Below are 14713 nucleotides of genomic sequence, written 5' to 3' on the forward strand. Positions count from 1 at the left end.
CTGAGAAGGAGAGCCGAGATGAAGAGAGCATTGCTGGCAGCCGTCTGTGCATTCGGCCTGCTGGGGGCGATGACAGCCGGGGTCGTGCAGGCGGCCGATGGCATCAAGACCCAGCAGGTGCAGTTCAAGAAAGGGGAGTCCGGTGCCACCATCAAGAGTGCGATTCAGGGGCGTGAGACGCTGGACTACAAACTGACCGCCAACAAGGGCCAGATCATGGCGGTGATCCTGACGGGCAAATCGAGCACCTATTTCAATATCCTGCCACCGGGCAGCACGGGAGAGGCGATATTTATCGGTTCCAACGAGGGCAACAGTTTCCAGGCAAGCCTGCCAGCCAAGGGGACCTACACCATTCGGGTCTATCAAATGGGCGCAGCTGAAACCAGCAAGGCCAAGAATGCCTTCAAGCTGGAGGTGGGCATCAGCGGCTGAGTCTGATGCAGGCAGGAGAGTGAACCCACGGTGGCTGCGGCTGCCGTGTTTGTTTCAGGCTGCCCGCCGGCTCGGCCTCGGTCTGATCACGTTTTTGGCCGCAGGGTATGCCCAAGCTCACAAAACTAAACAACCAAACGTCATATGATTGATTTCATTATGAGTCTTGCTCTCCTGCCGAACGGCAATTTCACGTAAATCAAAGAGAACGACTATGGCTACCGGACAATATCTGCTGTGGAAAGATGCACAGGGACAGGATTTTCGCCCCGTTGCACTGACTGGCACCGATCTGCTCAACGATCGCAATCTCAACAAGGGCACCGCCTTCACCGAACAGGAGCGCACCGACTTCGAGCTCGACGGCCTGTTGCCTCCACGGGTTCAGACTTTTGAGGCCCAGCTGGAGCGGGTCTATCAGGGCTTTTTGAGCGCCTGCAGCGACATCGAAAAGTACCAGAACCTGCGCGCCTTGCAGGATCGCAACGAGACCCTGTTTTATGCCCTGCTGTCACGCCACGTGGAGGAGATGACCCCCATCATCTATACCCCGACCGTCGGCAAGGCGTGTCAGGAGTTCAGCCACCGCTACCAGAAGGCGCGCGGCCTCTACATCACCCCGAAAAACGTCGACGACATGGGCTCCCTGGCCCGTCAGCTGGACGCAAAATCGGTGCGCATTATCGTGGTGACCGACAGCCAGGGCATCCTGGGGATAGGTGATCAGGGGGTGGGCGGCATGGGGATCCCCATCGGCAAGCTCTCCCTCTATACTCTGGCGGCCGGTATCCACCCTGCCTGCTGCCTGCCCATAGCGCTGGATGTGGGCACCGACAATCAGACCCTGCTGGACGACCCCATGTATCTGGGTCAGCCTCACAAGCGCATCCGTGGCAAGGAGTATGACGACTTCATCGACAAGTTCGTGGCCGGGGTCAAGCGCCACTTCCCGAACGCCGTGCTGCAGTGGGAAGACTTCAGCAAGTCCAACGCCTTCAACAATCTCTCCCGCTACCAGCAGTCACTGCCGTCGTTCAACGATGACATTCAGGGCACGGGGGCCGTGGTACTGGCCGGCATCATAGGGGCGGTCAAGGTCAAGGGGGAGACCCTGGGTCAGCAGAACTATCTGGTCTATGGCGCCGGCGCCGGCGGGGTAGGGGTTGCGGATCAGATCTGTGCCGGCATGATCCGCGAGGGACTGGATCCGCAGGCGGCCCGGGATCGCATCTATATCCTGGATACCCAGGGGCTGGTGTGTGACAACCGCGAGGGGCTCGACGAGTACAAGCGCCGTTACGCCAAACCGGGTCTGCTGCTGGCGGGCTGGGATACCGAGGTGCCCGGCAGGGCCAACCTGACCGACGTGCTGCGGCATGTGCCCATCACTGTGCTGCTCGGCACCAGCGGCTCCGGCGGCGCCTTCAAGGAGGAGCACGTGCAGCTGATGCAAAAGCACTGTGCCCGTCCCATGGTGTTCCCGCTCTCCAACCCGACTGCCAACTGCGAAGCGCTGCCGGAAGACATCTACCGCTGGAGTCAGGGCAAGGCCATAGTTGCCACCGGCAGCCCGTTCAAGGACGTGCACTATGAGGGCAAGGATTACCGCATAGGCCAGGGCAACAACGTCTTCATCTTCCCAGGGGTGGGGCTGGCGGCCATCGTCAGCCAGCTGAGCGAGATCAGCCCGGATATCTTCACCACGGCCGCCTTTGCACTGGCCGAGTGCGTGAACGAGGTGGATTTGGCACAAGGCTCCGTTTATCCGCGCATTCGCGAGCTGCGCAACATCTCGGTGCACGTGGCGACTGCCGTGCTCAAAGACATAGTGCGCAAGGATCCCTCCCATCCGCTGATCGGGCAGGATCTGCAGCAGCATATCCTGAGCCACATGTGGGAGCCGCTCTACCTGCCTTATCGCCGGGTATGACGGCCGAAAGCGTGAGATGAAAAGGGGGTGGCCGTCGGCCACCCCCTTTTTCGTCAGCTGCGCAGCGGCAGCCAGCGGCCCTCCTTGCTGCGGCAGGCGGTATCCTGCCACTGCTGGCTTGCCTGGCCTATGTAGAGCTGCTCGCGATAGTCGCGGCACCAATGGCCGTTGGCGTGGCGAAAAGTGCGCAGCGGCGTGACGCTGCCACTGTGACGGTTGGCGGCATTGAACTAGGTGAGGCTCTGGCCTTTGGGGCGGGTTTGCAGTGCATCGGCCAGCGCCTGGTTGGCCAGTGCCACATCGGCCTTGTCCATCTGGTGGTAGAGAGGGGCGGGCTCAAGGGTGGCGCAGCCGAGCAGCCACAGAGAGAAGCAGATCAGCAGATAACGGCTCATGGTTGTTCCTTTGTGCGAAAACCCTGCTGTATCAGGGCTTGTTCCTGTGCATCGGTCAGCGTCTGGCCGCGATCATCGACAGTGCCATCGCCCCGGATCTCGTTGCCGTTGGCATCGACGGCGTCCACGCCCTTGTCGTCGACAGTGCCGTCGCCCCGGATTTCGTTGCCATTGGCATCGACGGCGTCCACGCCCTTGTCGTCGACAGTGCCATCGCCCCGGATCTCGTTGCCGTTGGCATCGACGGTGTCCACCCCCTTGTCGTCGACAGTGCCATCGCCCCGGATCTCGTTGCCGTTGGCATCGACGGCATCCACGCCATTGTCGTCGACAGTGCCATCGCCCCGGATTTCGTTGCCGTTGGCATCGACGGCATCCACGCCATTGTCGTCGACAGTGCCGTCGCCCCGGATTTCGTTGCCGTTGGCATCAATGGCGTCCACGCCATTGTCATCCAGGCCGTTACCGAGGCCGCGTCCGCCGGCATGACGATCCCCTCCGGCATGGCGGTCCCCTCCGGCGTGGCGGTCTCCTCCGCCATGCTGCTCGCCCCCTGCATGTTGCTCACCACCGGCGTGTTCACCACCGCCATTGTCATCACTACCCTGGCCACCCCCATCGCTGTCACTGCCGCCACTGCTGTCGCTGCCGTTGTCGCTACCACCGCCGCTGTCGCTGCCGCCACTGCTGTCGCTACCACCGCTGCTGTCGCTGCCACCGCTGCTGTCGCTGCCGCCGCCGCTGTCGCTACCACCGCTGCTGTCGCTGCCGCTGCCGCCACCACTGTCGCTACCACCGCCGCTGTCGCTACCGCCACCGCTGTCGCTGCCACCGCCGCTGTCGCTACCACCACCGCTGTCGCTGCCACCACCGCTGTCGCTGCCACCACCGCTGTCGCTGCCACCACCGCTGTCGCCATCCTTGTTGTGAACGATCAGCGAGTTGGCGATATAGCTGTGGCTGCCATCGAGGATCAGGTTGAACAGTGCCGTGGTGGGCGGGGCGTCAATCCAGCAGAGCGACTCCACCAGCAGCTCGCTCGGTTGCGGGGCCAGCGCCAGATTGCCCGCGCTGGCTGCGGTTGCCAGCCAGCCCAGCAGGCGCATGCCGGTAAACAGCGGCAACACGGCCAGGGCCGGATTTTCGGTACGGGTCATGGCCGGCGAGATGGCCGCCCAGCCGCGAGAGGTCAGGAAGGGGTGCTCCGCCGTGAAGAAGGGCGCCAGCTGGTTGATCCCGTAGAGCCTGCGCTCCCCCAGCAGCACCCGCTCGATAGCCCGGATCCGGTTGACATGACCATGTTGATCCAGCACTCGTTCACCGGTTTGCAGCGTCTCTATGGGGCGCTCGCTGCCGTCGGCCATGACGATCCGGGTACCGGCAATGAAGCAGGACTTGGCATGGGCCTGATTCATTTGCCACGCGTTGTGGGTGAAATCATAACTGAATGGGGTAGCAAACAGGGCCAATGCGATGGCCGATCCCACCAGCAATCTGCGCTGGCTGGGCTTGAAAGAGGGCAGTGGCATGGGGGACTCCTTGTCCGGCAGGGATTCACGCAATCAAGTATAGAGTGACCCTATGGCGGAGCAGGGGTGAGCTTTTGACAAACAAAGTCGCGTGGAAAAACGATTGGCGTCCGCCATAAAAGTGCGTAAAATCGCATACTCGATGCTTGTAGCAACGAATCCCGCCTAAAAAGCCAGTTTCATGCCCTCCCCAAGCAGTAAAAGGTAACGAATGACGCCAATTGGCCCATTTCACGCCTTGAAAGCGTCTTGTGATAACTGAAAAGTGTCAAATATCCCTGTCAGTTATCAAAAAATTAAGGACATCCATGTTTTCCTTAGTCAAGCAAAGTGTCGCCGGGCTGCAAATCCTGTTTGTCGCCTTCGGTGCCATGGTTCTGGTGCCCCTGCTCACCGGACTGAACCCCTCCATGGCCCTGCTTGGCGCCGGTGTGGGCACACTGTTGTTCCAGCTCTGCACTCGCCGCCAGGTCCCGATTTTCCTCGGTTCCAGCTTTGCCTTCATCGCCCCCATCATCTACGCCACCCAGACATGGGGACTGCCGTCCACCATGTTTGGCCTGTTTGCCGCCGGTTTCATGTACTTCATCCTGGCCGCACTCATTCGCGTGCGGGGCATGGGCTTTGTGCACAAGTTGCTGCCGCCCGTGGTGATTGGCCCCGTGATCATGGTGATCGGCCTGTCGGTCGCTCAGGTTGCCTGCAACATGGCGATGGGTCGTGCCGGTGGTGAGCAGGTGGTGCCCGCGGGGACTGCGCTGACGCTGGCGGGTATCTCGCTGGCGGTGACTCTGATTGCGGCCGTGTTCTGCAAGGGGTGGATCAAGTTGATCCCCATACTGTGCGGTGTCATCGCCGGTTATGTCTCTGCCGTGCTGATGGGTCAGGTGAACTTCGACGGCCTGATCAACACCCCCTGGCTGGCGCTGCCTCACTTCGAAACGCCGGAGATCAACTGGGCTGCCGCCCTGTTCATGCTGCCGGTGGCCATAGCCCCCTGTATCGAACACATTGGCGGCGTGCTCGCCATCGGTGGCGTGACCGGGCAGGATTACACCAAGAACCCGGGCCTGCACCGTACCCTGGCCGGTGACGGTATCGGCGTCTGCTTCGCCGGTTTCATCGGTGGCCCACCCGTGACCACCTACGCCGAAGTGACCGGCGCCGTGATGATCACCCGCAACTTCAACCCTGTCACCATGACCTGGGCCGCCGTGTTCGCCATCATTCTGGCCTTCTTCGGCAAGTTCAACGCCCTGCTCACCTCCATCCCCATGCCGGTGATGGGCGGCATCATGCTGCTGCTGTTTGGGTCCATCGCCGCCATCGGTCTCAAGACGCTGGTGGAGTCCAAGGTGGATCTGGGGCTGGCCCGCAACATCGCCATCGTGGCCGTGACCCTGACGGTCGGTGTCGGCGCGCTGGAGATGAAGATAGGTGACTTCGCCCTGGCCGGTGTCGGCCTGGCATCGGTTGCCGCCATACTGCTCAACCTGATCCTGCCTGCCAGCTCCGAAGAGGGGGCCATGGAGAGCGCCAAGGACTAAGCAAAAGGTTGCTGTCAGTCACGTAGTGAGGCCACCCCAGGGTGGCCTCACTCATTTCGACCGGTTTCCCGGCGTCACTCGGGCAAGGCCAGCACTCGCACCCACATGGCCCCGTCGCCCACCGGATGGCGCGCGAGCAGCGTCAGCTCGCCGCTGCCCGGGTCTATGCGGTGCACGGCGAGCTGGTGGGAGGCTTGCCCGGCTGCCAGCAGATAGCGACCGCTGTGATCGATGGCAAAGCCGCGAGGCATGGTCTCGGTCGGGAAGTGGGCCAGCGGGGTCAGGCTGCCATCCCGCGCCGCTATGCCAAACAGGGTCAGCAGGCTGCTGGCCCGCTCGCAGCTGTAGAGAAACCGGCCATCCGGCGTGACATGCAGATCCGCCCCCCAGCGCTCTCCCTGATACCCCGCGGGCAGCATGTCCAGGCTCTGTTGCAGATGGATATGGCCATCGGCCTGCCTGTGGTAGCGGTTGATGGTGCAATCGAGCTCGTTCAGGCAGTAGATATCGCCATTGACGGGGTGCAGCGCCAGGTGCCTTGGCCCGGCGCCGTTGGCGGTCTGCAGATCCCCTAGCGGATGGGGCGCCAGCCGTCCCTCGTCGTTCAGGGTGAAGCGGCGGATGGCATCTTCCGTGAGACAGGCGACCAGCGCCTCCTGCCTGCCCTGTTCGTCCGCCAGCAGGGTGACCGAGTGAGCCGTCATCAGCGGATCCATGTGCTGGTGCGGGGCCTGCACCAGGCCAGCGGCATCGATGGGGGAGACGGTGACATGGTTGAAGGCGTAGGAAGCCGCCAGCAGAAAGCGGCCGTCGGCCGTGATGGCGGTGTGGGAGGCACTGCCCGCCAGCGGCGCCAAGCCCTGTTCGCTGAGCCGGCCATCCGTGCCAATCCGGTAGCTGATGACCGCAAAATCGGGCCGCACGGCGGCATGAAGCCAGCGCCCATCCGGGCTTGTCACCAGCGGCTGGACCTGGCCCGGGGTATCGACCACCTGCAATAGCGCGAGCTCCCCGCTCTCGGCCAGGGCAAACACATGGATCTGCTGGCTGGCGGGGCTCGCCACATAAACAACCTGCTGCATCTGATCTCTACTCCTTGTCATGGGTAACGGCAGGCCAATCTTATCTCCATCCTCCGGGGTTTTGCTTACTCTTTTGCCCGGCCCGGGCACACCACCTGATGGGCCTTCAGGTGATAGAGCTCCACCTGCGGGTGGCCGAAGAAGCCCACTTCCCACGGATTTTTCTGCACGAACGCGGCGCGAATGGGCTCGAACAGTGGATGATCTTGCGGGATCTGGTAGGCATCAGCGGCGATGATGGTGTAATTCCACTCGATGGCCCGGGTGTAGGTAAACACAGCCCGCGAGTCGATGGCGAAATGGCAGCGGCCGTCGCGCTTGAGCAGCCGGGATTTGAAGGTCTCGGGGAAGGTGATGAAGAAGATGTCGTCCTCATCCGAGGAGAGAAATGCCAGCACTGTGGTGTGCGGCTGTGACTGGGCCCGGGTGACCAGTACCCCTATCTTGTTCTCCACTTCGCGCAGGTCCGGCACGGGCAAGCCGGTGAGTGGGGTGACGGGCAGCTCGCGGGCGGGGCGCTCATCGGCCGGATGCTGGTAGTCCGGCTGGGCAAAGGCATGGACCACCCGATTGCCATACCAGAGCTCGAACTGCAGCGGCGTGACATGGATCCTGCCGGGCGCCACCCGCTCGACCCGCCCCTTGTAGGAGGCGCGATAGACACTCAGGGAGGCATCGTACTCATCGACCCCGGTGCGGTTGTCCAGGTGCAGGGTGATCTTGTCGCCCGCCGTCAGCTGGTGTCCCTTGGGAAAGCTGAGCAGCAGCTCGTCGTCGTCATGGATCTCGACCCCGCAGATATAGACGCCGGTCTCCTTGCTGGCAGGATCGGCATAGGTGGCGGCGACCCCGAGCAGGGGGGAGCCGAGAAAAGCGAGCAGACTGGATGGAGAATTCATGGCGCACCTCGATTGCAAATATGGGGATGTGGCACCTGAGTGTATCCCGGCTTGGCCGAGCTGGCGGTCGTGCCGTCGCCCTTTACCCGCTATCCAAGTTACTGATAAGTGACGGCTTGTTCTCGCCTCGCCATCACAAAACCGCCAACCCGGTTCCGCCGGTCGGGCCCGGGACCATAAAAAAGGCCCCGTCACGGGGCCTTGGGTACTGGTTGTCGTCCTGCATCAGGCGGGCTGCTGGCCCGGCGGCGGCAGAGCGGCGGAGCTGGGCTCCACCTTCTGCTCTTCGCCCTTCATGTTCTTGATGTAGACATCCATCTGGTTGAAGGCGATCTCGATGCCGTTCGCCTTGAACAGGGCGTCGATCTTGCGGTTCAGCTCGTCCACGGCCGGGTTGCGATCGCCGAGCTCGCTCACGAAGAAGCGCAGCTCATGATCCAGGGTGCTGGGGCCGAAGGTGAGGAAATAGACGATGGGGGCCGGGTCTTTCAACACGCGGCTGTTCTCGTCCGCCGCCTGTTTGAGCAGGGTGCGAGTCAGCTCCAGATCCGAGCCATAAGCCACGCCCACACGCACGATCACCCGGGTGACGGTATCGCTCAGGGACCAGTTGATCAGCCGCTCCGTCATCAGCTGCTGGTTGGGAATGATCACCTCTTTGCGGTCGAAGTCGGTCAGGGTGGTGGCGCGAATGCGGATCCTGGAGACGGTACCGGAGAAGGGACCAATGGTGACGGTGTCGCCGATCCGCACCGGACGCTCGAACAGTATGATGATGCCCGAGACGAAGTTGGAGAGGATCTCCTTCATGCCAAAACCGATACCGACCGACAGACCACCCGCTACCCACTGCAGCTTGTCCCACTGTACACCCATCATGGAGAGGGCGGTCAGGGAGCCAAAGCCGATCAGTACATAGTTGAGCATGGTGGTGATGGCGTAGGCGGTACCCTGGGCCAGGTTCAACTTGGAGAGCACCAGCACTTCCAGCAGACCGGGCAGGTTGCGGGCCAGTGACCAGGCGCCCCCGAGCAGGAGGAAGCCGATCAGCACGTCGCTCAGGCTGATTGGGAAGAGCACGGCGTTGGCGCCGGTTCCTTCGCTGCGGTGCCACAGCACCATGCTGTCGAGGTAGGAGAAGACCGCCACCAGATCAGACCAGAGCCAGTAGAAGGCGACGCCGAATACCAGCAGCAGCACGGTACGGGTCAAGCGCAGGGATTGCTGGCTGACATCCTCCAGATCCATGGGCTGCTCTTCGATGGACTCGCCACCTTCCGCGTCTTCCACCGATCTGTGTTCACGTTTGGCGACGGCGCGGCGGTAGGCCAGGCGACGAGCCGCCAGCTCCAGACCACGCAGTGAGGTGCGGTAGACCAGACTCCAGATGATCAGCAGGTAGAAGGACTCCACCAGACGGCCGGTCAGTTTCAGCGCCGTGTAGTAGTAGCCCAGGCCGACCAGCACCATCAGTGCCACCGGCGCCAGCGCCAGGGCGCCCGCGGTGATCGACTGCTGCATGCTGCCCTCGCCCTTGATGATGGCGCGAGAGATGGGGAACACCAGATAGGTGGTGAGGCCCAGCAGCAGCAGGGTCAGCGCCTGACCGACCACATCGTTGCCCAGTGACGAGGGCTCTACCACCGCCTTGGTCGAGAGCATGATGAGCGGCAGCAGCGGCAGCCACAGATAGCGCATGCTGGTGCGCTTGGCCTGCAACTCGGCCTTCGGCATGCGGAAGTGCGATTCAGCAATGCCGCCCGGGCGCATCACAGCCAGATAGACGCTGAACACCAGATAACCGAGGGCGAGGTTGAGGGTTATCTGGAAAATCAGTTTGGGACTGAGCAGGCCGCAGTAAGTGAGCCAAAGACCGGCCGCCAGTATGAACAGGCTGCCCGGCAGGCGTTGCAGCACTGTATAGAGCAGGGCACGTGGTGTGTGCCACTGGCTGTCCTGGCGAAAACGTCCCAGATCCTTGTTGATCCGTTTCTGCCGATTGAGCAGGGAGGGTCGCTTCCAGATCAGCAGGCCACCCACCAGCAGCAGCGGGAAGGCGAGCAGGGACACCGGCAGCAGCATCTCGCCCCAGCCGTCCCAGTCCGGCTTCAGTACCCAGTCCGAGGCTTGCTTGTAGGCCTGGGCTGGCCAGTTGATGAACCACTTCATATCGATGGGTTTGTTGCTGCTGACCCAGAAGATGTGTTGCTGCAGGGTAAATTCGATGGACGCGTAGATCCGCGCCAGCTGCTGCTGGGTCAGCTGCAGGCTGATGGCGTTGGTCAGCTGGCTGTCGAGCTGACGATTGAGCTGGTCGAGCAGGCTGATGCGGGTGTCGAGCAGGGTGGCGAGGTTGGCTCTGTCCTCTGCACTGACCTGCTCGCTGCTGTTGGCGATCAGGTTGTCCAGATACTGGGTTTTCTGGAACAGTTGATCACGTTGCTGGCTCAGTTCGAACTGGGCCAGATGCAGGTCGGCGATCTGCTCTTCCAGGTTCTTGACCAGAGTGGAAGGGGAAGACTCCAGCTGCTGGTAGAGCTGATAGAGGATGCGCGACAGCAGCAGGTTGCCCTTGAGCATCTGTACCTGTTCGTTCAGGTTGCGCTCTGTCTGGGTGCCGCGTTCCAGCCAGCTCTTGGCTTGCAGGTTCTTCTGCACCAGATTGTTGAGATTGGTGGTGGCGCTGACCAGTTGCTGGCTGAGCTGATGGTTGAGTTCCTGCTCTTTTTGTACCAGCGGGTTATCGTCGATGGCGACCAGTTCACCTGTCTGCTCGGCAGTTTTTTCGGTATCGCCCAGACGTTTGGCACTGCTCTGCTCCTGCAGCAGTTGCAGCTTCTGCTCCTCGTTGGCGAGGCGGGCATTCTGGTAGTCCCGTTGCTTGACCGCCAGATCCTGCATGCTGGTGCGGTTATCCAGCTGTTGTTGCAGGTTGGCCAGTTGCAGCTCCAGCAAGGCCAGTTCTGCGCCCAGCTTCATCTTCTCGGCACTGCTGACGCTGTCACCGACGTTGAGGCGGGTGCGGATCTCCTGGCTGCGCTGATAGGCGCGGCTCATGTTGGTCTGGGCTCGCTCCGGCAGGGTTTGCAGACTGGTGAGCTGGCTGCCTATGGTGCCGAGGGTTTCCTGGGCATCCTGCATGTTGGCCAGCACTTCCGGTTGACGGCTGTCCAGTTCCGCCAGGCTCATGCTGGCGTACTCGCTCTTGATCTGCTCGGCGCTCTTGTTCTGGGTCAGGGCATCGAGTTTGGCGCTGATGTCCCTGAGCTCACCCGGCAGGGAGCGAAGGCGTTGGGTTTGGCTCTTGGCCTTGGCGTGCTCCTTCTCGATGCTGTCGAGCAGGCTGAGGGTCTCGGTCAGGAGCTTCTGGTCGGCCTGCTGGCTGACGGTGAGGGTGTCTGACTTGCCGAGGGCATCGAGCGCGCGCTGTACGCTGGCTCTTTGGGGCACGTCCTGCGCCATGGCTTGCGGTACGCAGAGGCTGATGAATAAGCAGAGCAGCGGCAACAGGGTGGCCGAGGCTCTTTTGAAGCGTGTTGAGAGCATAAAACTTCCGGGTTATTACGCGATAGTTGGGAAATTTCCCACTTGGATTGAATCCGCGTGGATTCTAACACCGGGCTTGAACGGGAAGCAGGGGGGCAGATAAAAAAAACGGCGCCTTCAGGCGCCGTTTCATCGGTTCGGTACGGATTAGAGTACGTGAACGGAGGCGGTGTTGGTGGTACCGCTCGGTACCAGGGCACCGGAAACCATGACGACCACGTCACCCTTCAGACCCATGCCGCTGGCCAGCGCCGCTTCTTTGCCGATGCGATAGAAATCGTCGGTGGAGGCGATGCTGTCAACCACGTGAGCAATCACACCCTTGGTCAGAACCAGCTGGGCAGCTGTCTTCTTGTTGGTGGTGATGGCCAGGATCCAGGCTTGCGGGAAGTACTTGCGAATGGCCTTGGCAGACTTGCCGCCTTCGGTGGCAACCACGATCAGCGGGGCATCCAGCTTCTCGGAGGTCTCGACCGCGCCTTTACATACGGCTTCGGTGATGCGCAGCTTGTTGCTGTCGTTGGCAGCAGACAGGTTGGACGGCATCACGGCATCGGTACGCTCGCAGATGGTGGCCATGATGGTCACGGCTTCCAGCGGGTACTTGCCCTTGGCGGATTCACCGGACAGCATGACTGCGTCGGTACCGTCCAGGATGGCGTTGGCCACGTCGCCAGCTTCGGCGCGGGTCGGACGCGGGTTCTTGATCATGGAATCCAGCATCTGGGTGGCGGTGATAACCACTTTACGTGCCTTGTTGCACTTGGTGATGATCATCTTCTGGGCGAAGATCACTTCTTCAACCGGAATTTCCACGCCCATGTCGCCACGTGCAACCATGATGCCGTCGGAGACAGCCAGGATCTCGTCGAAGTTGTCCAGGCCTTCCTGGTTTTCGATCTTGGAGATGATCTGGATGTTCTCGCCACCGTGGGCCTTCAGGTGCTCACGGATTTCCAGCACGTCTTCTTTCTTGCGAATGAAGGAAGCAGCAACGAAATCAACGCCTTGCTCGCAACCGAAGATGAGGTCGCGCTTGTCTTTCTCGGCCAGGGCCGGCAGCTTGATGGAGACGCCCGGCAGGTTGATGCCCTTGTTCTCGCCCAGATCACCGTTGTTCAGCACTTTACAGACAACTTCACGCTCGGTGATTTCGATCACGTCCAGACCGATCAGGCCGTCATCCACCAGGATGCGGTTGCCGACACGCAGGTCGTTGGCGAAACCAGCATAGGTCACGGCCACTTTGTCTTTATTGCCAACCACAGTCTGGTCTGTGGTGAAGGTGAAGGTCTGGCCAGCGACCAGAGCAACGTCGTTGCCGCCTTCCAGCTTGATGGTACGGATTTCCGGACCCTTGGTGTCAAGCAGGATAGCTGCGTGCTTGCCGGTTTCGGCCATGACAGCGCGCAGGTTGTTGATACGACCGCCGTGCTCGGCGTAGTCGCCGTGGGAGAAGTTCAGGCGCATGACGTTCATGCCGGCATCCAGCATTTTAGCCAGCATTTCTTTGGATTCGGTCTTGGGACCGATGGTGCAGACGATTTTGGTCTTTTTCATGTCAGTCTTCATGGTTAAGGAGTTTCCGCCGTGCAATATACACCAGTTTTTGGATACTTTTTATGATCCAGAAACAACGTTTTGACCAGATAACGTTTTCTTTTCAGGGATAACGTTTTCCTCCCGGCTACTTTTTAGGGCATAAATTAACTGGTCCGCGCAGATTTGGCACAAATGTTGCCATATGCATCCAAGCGCCGGTCTGCCTCGTCAGATGTTGTAAAATGACGATCCCACCCTGTCATCAAGCCGTCATCAGTCCCGACAAGAATAGACCCGGTGACGGAACATGAGAGCCCCATGATGACGCCCTATCTGTTGATACTCTCCCTCGCCCTGCTGGTTATACAGGCACTGCCTGCCGCCTGCTGGCCAGACGATCCTGCCCCGCGGGCTGCCAGCGCCCTTGAGCTTGTCGAATTGCAGCAGATGCTGGCGGCCAGCGAACCCGGCCTCTCCCGTGATGCCTGGCGGCAGCTGCGCCAGGACAGCCTGCACGGCTGGCAACACGGGCCGCACTGAACGGGAGACGTTAAAAGAGAGGGAGGCCAAGCCTCCCTCTCTTTTTATCCTGTTTTCAACGGTGTCTGGCTCAGTTGATCTTGCCCATCTCGATGGCGAAGCTGGTGGCCAGCTGGGCAAACTTGAGGGCGTGACCGGCGGAGGCGTCCGAATTTGACAGGGTATCCTGCGCCGTGTGGATGTTGGGGTTGTAGTCGTTGAAGCGCGACTCGAACGGCATGGCGGCGGGATAGCCCTGATTGTGCCAGGAGGCGTGATCCGAGCAGCCGTAGCCGCAGCTGTCATAGCCATAGCTTATCTGCGGCAGGTAGGCATCGATCAACTGGGCGAGATAGCCGGTCAGTCCCTGGTCCGTGTAGTCGGTCATGAAGACGATGTCCTCGGCAGAGCCCTGGTAGTTGGTCATGTCCAGCTGCAACGCCGCCAGTACCTTGGTGTTGGCCGCCTTGTAGCGACTGGCGATGTCCTTGGAGCCGCGCAGGCCCACCTCTTCCGCCGCATAGCCGATAAATTGCAGGGTGCGCTCCGGTTGGCGACCCTGCTCGGCGATGACCCTCAGCACCTCGGTCAGGGTGGCGATGCCGGAGGCGTCATCGTCGGCGCCGGGGGCCAGGGTGCGGCTGTTGGGGGCCGAGCCTGCGGTGGAGTCGAGATGACCGCCGATCACCACCACCTCATCCGGATAGCGGCTGCCCTTGAGGGTCAGCACCACGGATTGCTGCGGGTAGCCACTGTGCTTGACCCGACTGACGCTGGCCCAGGGCAGGGTTGCACTCAGGCCCTGCCACTGGCTGGCCACCCAGTCGGCGGATTGCACCCCTGTGGTGGTGGTGTAGTAGCGGTTGCGCCAGCTGGCGAGCTTGCTGATGGTGCCGACTATGTTGCCCTGATCCAGATAGGGCAGCAGTCGGTTGACGCTGCCGCCCTGGGTCAGCGGCGGTGCGCTGAACAGGTTCTGGCTAAGGGGCTGGGCCATGCTCTGCAGGGCGTCGGCCAGGGTGCTGTGCACCACATAGCCGCCGCAGCGCTGATGGCCTTCGTGCATCAGGTGGGAGAGGGTGCCGAGCTCGCTCGCCTCGACCTGAGCCAGCTGGACGGGGGCGCCGCTGGCACTGAACAGGGGGGCCAGCTTGGCCTTGACCTGCTTGAGTTCGACGCCGCTGTCGGCTCCGACCGTGATCCAGACGGGGTCGGCGGCCTGCACGGCGAGGGGCAGCAGGGGCAGCAAGAGGGCGGTCAGCAAGGGTTTCATATCGGATCCTTCCGGG

The 14713-nt window shown here is 61.6% G+C and carries 10 protein-coding genes and 1 pseudogene; 4 read left to right on the forward strand and 7 right to left on the reverse strand.

Annotated features, from left to right (window positions below):
* The first annotated feature begins 18 nt into the window (after nucleotides 1-18).
* Nucleotides 19-435: a hypothetical protein gene (locus tag BN1118_RS12515; RefSeq protein ID WP_043137899.1), complete on the forward strand. Its 417-nt coding sequence runs from the start codon at nucleotides 19-21 to the stop codon at nucleotides 433-435.
* A 214-nt stretch (nucleotides 436-649) separates the two neighbouring features.
* Nucleotides 650-2365, forward strand: coding sequence for an NAD-dependent malic enzyme (locus BN1118_RS12520; protein WP_043556386.1), 1716 nt, complete (start codon nucleotides 650-652; stop codon nucleotides 2363-2365).
* Nucleotides 2366-2418: 53 nt separating this feature from the next.
* On the opposite strand, the pseudogene BN1118_RS22450 reads toward BN1118_RS12520, so the two are convergent.
* Both BN1118_RS22450 and BN1118_RS12530 read right to left on the reverse strand, forming a co-directional pair.
* Nucleotides 2419-2760, reverse strand: a pseudogene (locus tag BN1118_RS22450) (RT0821/Lpp0805 family surface protein).
* A complete protein-coding gene (locus BN1118_RS12530; protein ID WP_043556387.1) occupies nucleotides 2757-4289 on the reverse strand; it encodes a hint domain-containing protein in 1533 nt (510 codons plus the stop codon). The pseudogene BN1118_RS22450 and the gene BN1118_RS12530 overlap by 4 nt, the downstream one beginning before the upstream one ends.
* A 308-nt stretch (nucleotides 4290-4597) precedes the next feature.
* On the opposite strand from BN1118_RS12530, the gene BN1118_RS12535 reads away from it, so the two are divergent.
* Nucleotides 4598-5836, forward strand: a complete 1239-nt coding sequence (locus BN1118_RS12535) for a uracil-xanthine permease family protein (RefSeq protein ID WP_043556388.1) — start codon at nucleotides 4598-4600, stop codon at nucleotides 5834-5836.
* Between the two features lie 74 nt (nucleotides 5837-5910).
* Here BN1118_RS12535 and pgl read toward each other — a convergent pair whose 3' ends face one another.
* From pgl to pykF, 4 genes are all read right to left on the reverse strand, one after another.
* Nucleotides 5911-6918, reverse strand: a complete 1008-nt coding sequence (gene pgl, locus BN1118_RS12540; protein ID WP_043556390.1) for a 6-phosphogluconolactonase — start codon at nucleotides 6916-6918, stop codon at nucleotides 5911-5913.
* Between the two features lie 65 nt (nucleotides 6919-6983).
* Nucleotides 6984-7817: a pyridoxamine 5'-phosphate oxidase family protein gene (locus BN1118_RS12545; protein WP_043556391.1), complete on the reverse strand. Its 834-nt coding sequence runs from the start codon at nucleotides 7815-7817 to the stop codon at nucleotides 6984-6986.
* 225 nt (nucleotides 7818-8042) lie between these two features.
* A complete protein-coding gene (mscK, locus tag BN1118_RS12550) occupies nucleotides 8043-11363 on the reverse strand; it encodes a mechanosensitive channel MscK (RefSeq protein ID WP_043556392.1) in 3321 nt (1106 codons plus the stop codon).
* A 147-nt stretch (nucleotides 11364-11510) separates the two neighbouring features.
* Nucleotides 11511-12923: a pyruvate kinase PykF gene (gene pykF, locus BN1118_RS12555; RefSeq protein ID WP_042870985.1), complete on the reverse strand. Its 1413-nt coding sequence runs from the start codon at nucleotides 12921-12923 to the stop codon at nucleotides 11511-11513.
* Between the two features lie 300 nt (nucleotides 12924-13223).
* Between pykF and BN1118_RS12560 the strand changes: the two genes are divergently transcribed.
* Nucleotides 13224-13445 carry a hypothetical protein gene (locus BN1118_RS12560; protein WP_378040303.1) on the forward strand — a complete coding sequence of 74 codons (222 nt, stop codon included), beginning with the start codon at nucleotides 13224-13226 and terminating at the stop codon, nucleotides 13443-13445.
* Nucleotides 13446-13515: 70 nt separating this feature from the next.
* Here BN1118_RS12560 and BN1118_RS12565 read toward each other — a convergent pair whose 3' ends face one another.
* On the reverse strand, nucleotides 13516-14697 hold the full coding sequence (locus BN1118_RS12565; protein WP_043556393.1) for a M28 family metallopeptidase: 1182 nt from the start codon (nucleotides 14695-14697) through the stop codon (nucleotides 13516-13518).
* Between the last annotated feature and the right edge of the window lie 16 nt (nucleotides 14698-14713).

This window comes from Aeromonas bestiarum, assembly GCF_000819745.1.
GTDB lineage: Bacteria > Pseudomonadota > Gammaproteobacteria > Enterobacterales > Aeromonadaceae > Aeromonas > Aeromonas bestiarum.

Bases quoted from the DNA above. Each gene is read 5' to 3' on its own strand.
- BN1118_RS12515 (WP_043137899.1), top strand. From the start codon at position 19: ATGAAGAGAGCATTGCTGGCAGCCGTCTGTGCATTCGGCCTGCTGGGG.
- BN1118_RS12520 (WP_043556386.1), top strand. From the start codon at position 650: ATGGCTACCGGACAATATCTGCTGTGGAAAGATGCACAGGGACAGGAT.
- BN1118_RS12530 (WP_043556387.1), bottom strand. From the start codon at position 4,289: ATGCCACTGCCCTCTTTCAAGCCCAGCCAGCGCAGATTGCTGGTGGGA.
- BN1118_RS12535 (WP_043556388.1), top strand. From the start codon at position 4,598: ATGTTTTCCTTAGTCAAGCAAAGTGTCGCCGGGCTGCAAATCCTGTTT.
- pgl (WP_043556390.1), bottom strand. From the start codon at position 6,918: ATGCAGCAGGTTGTTTATGTGGCGAGCCCCGCCAGCCAGCAGATCCAT.
- BN1118_RS12545 (WP_043556391.1), bottom strand. From the start codon at position 7,817: ATGAATTCTCCATCCAGTCTGCTCGCTTTTCTCGGCTCCCCCCTGCTC.
- mscK (WP_043556392.1), bottom strand. From the start codon at position 11,363: ATGCTCTCAACACGCTTCAAAAGAGCCTCGGCCACCCTGTTGCCGCTG.
- pykF (WP_042870985.1), bottom strand. From the start codon at position 12,923: ATGAAAAAGACCAAAATCGTCTGCACCATCGGTCCCAAGACCGAATCC.
- BN1118_RS12560 (WP_378040303.1), top strand. From the start codon at position 13,224: ATGATGACGCCCTATCTGTTGATACTCTCCCTCGCCCTGCTGGTTATA.
- BN1118_RS12565 (WP_043556393.1), bottom strand. From the start codon at position 14,697: ATGAAACCCTTGCTGACCGCCCTCTTGCTGCCCCTGCTGCCCCTCGCC.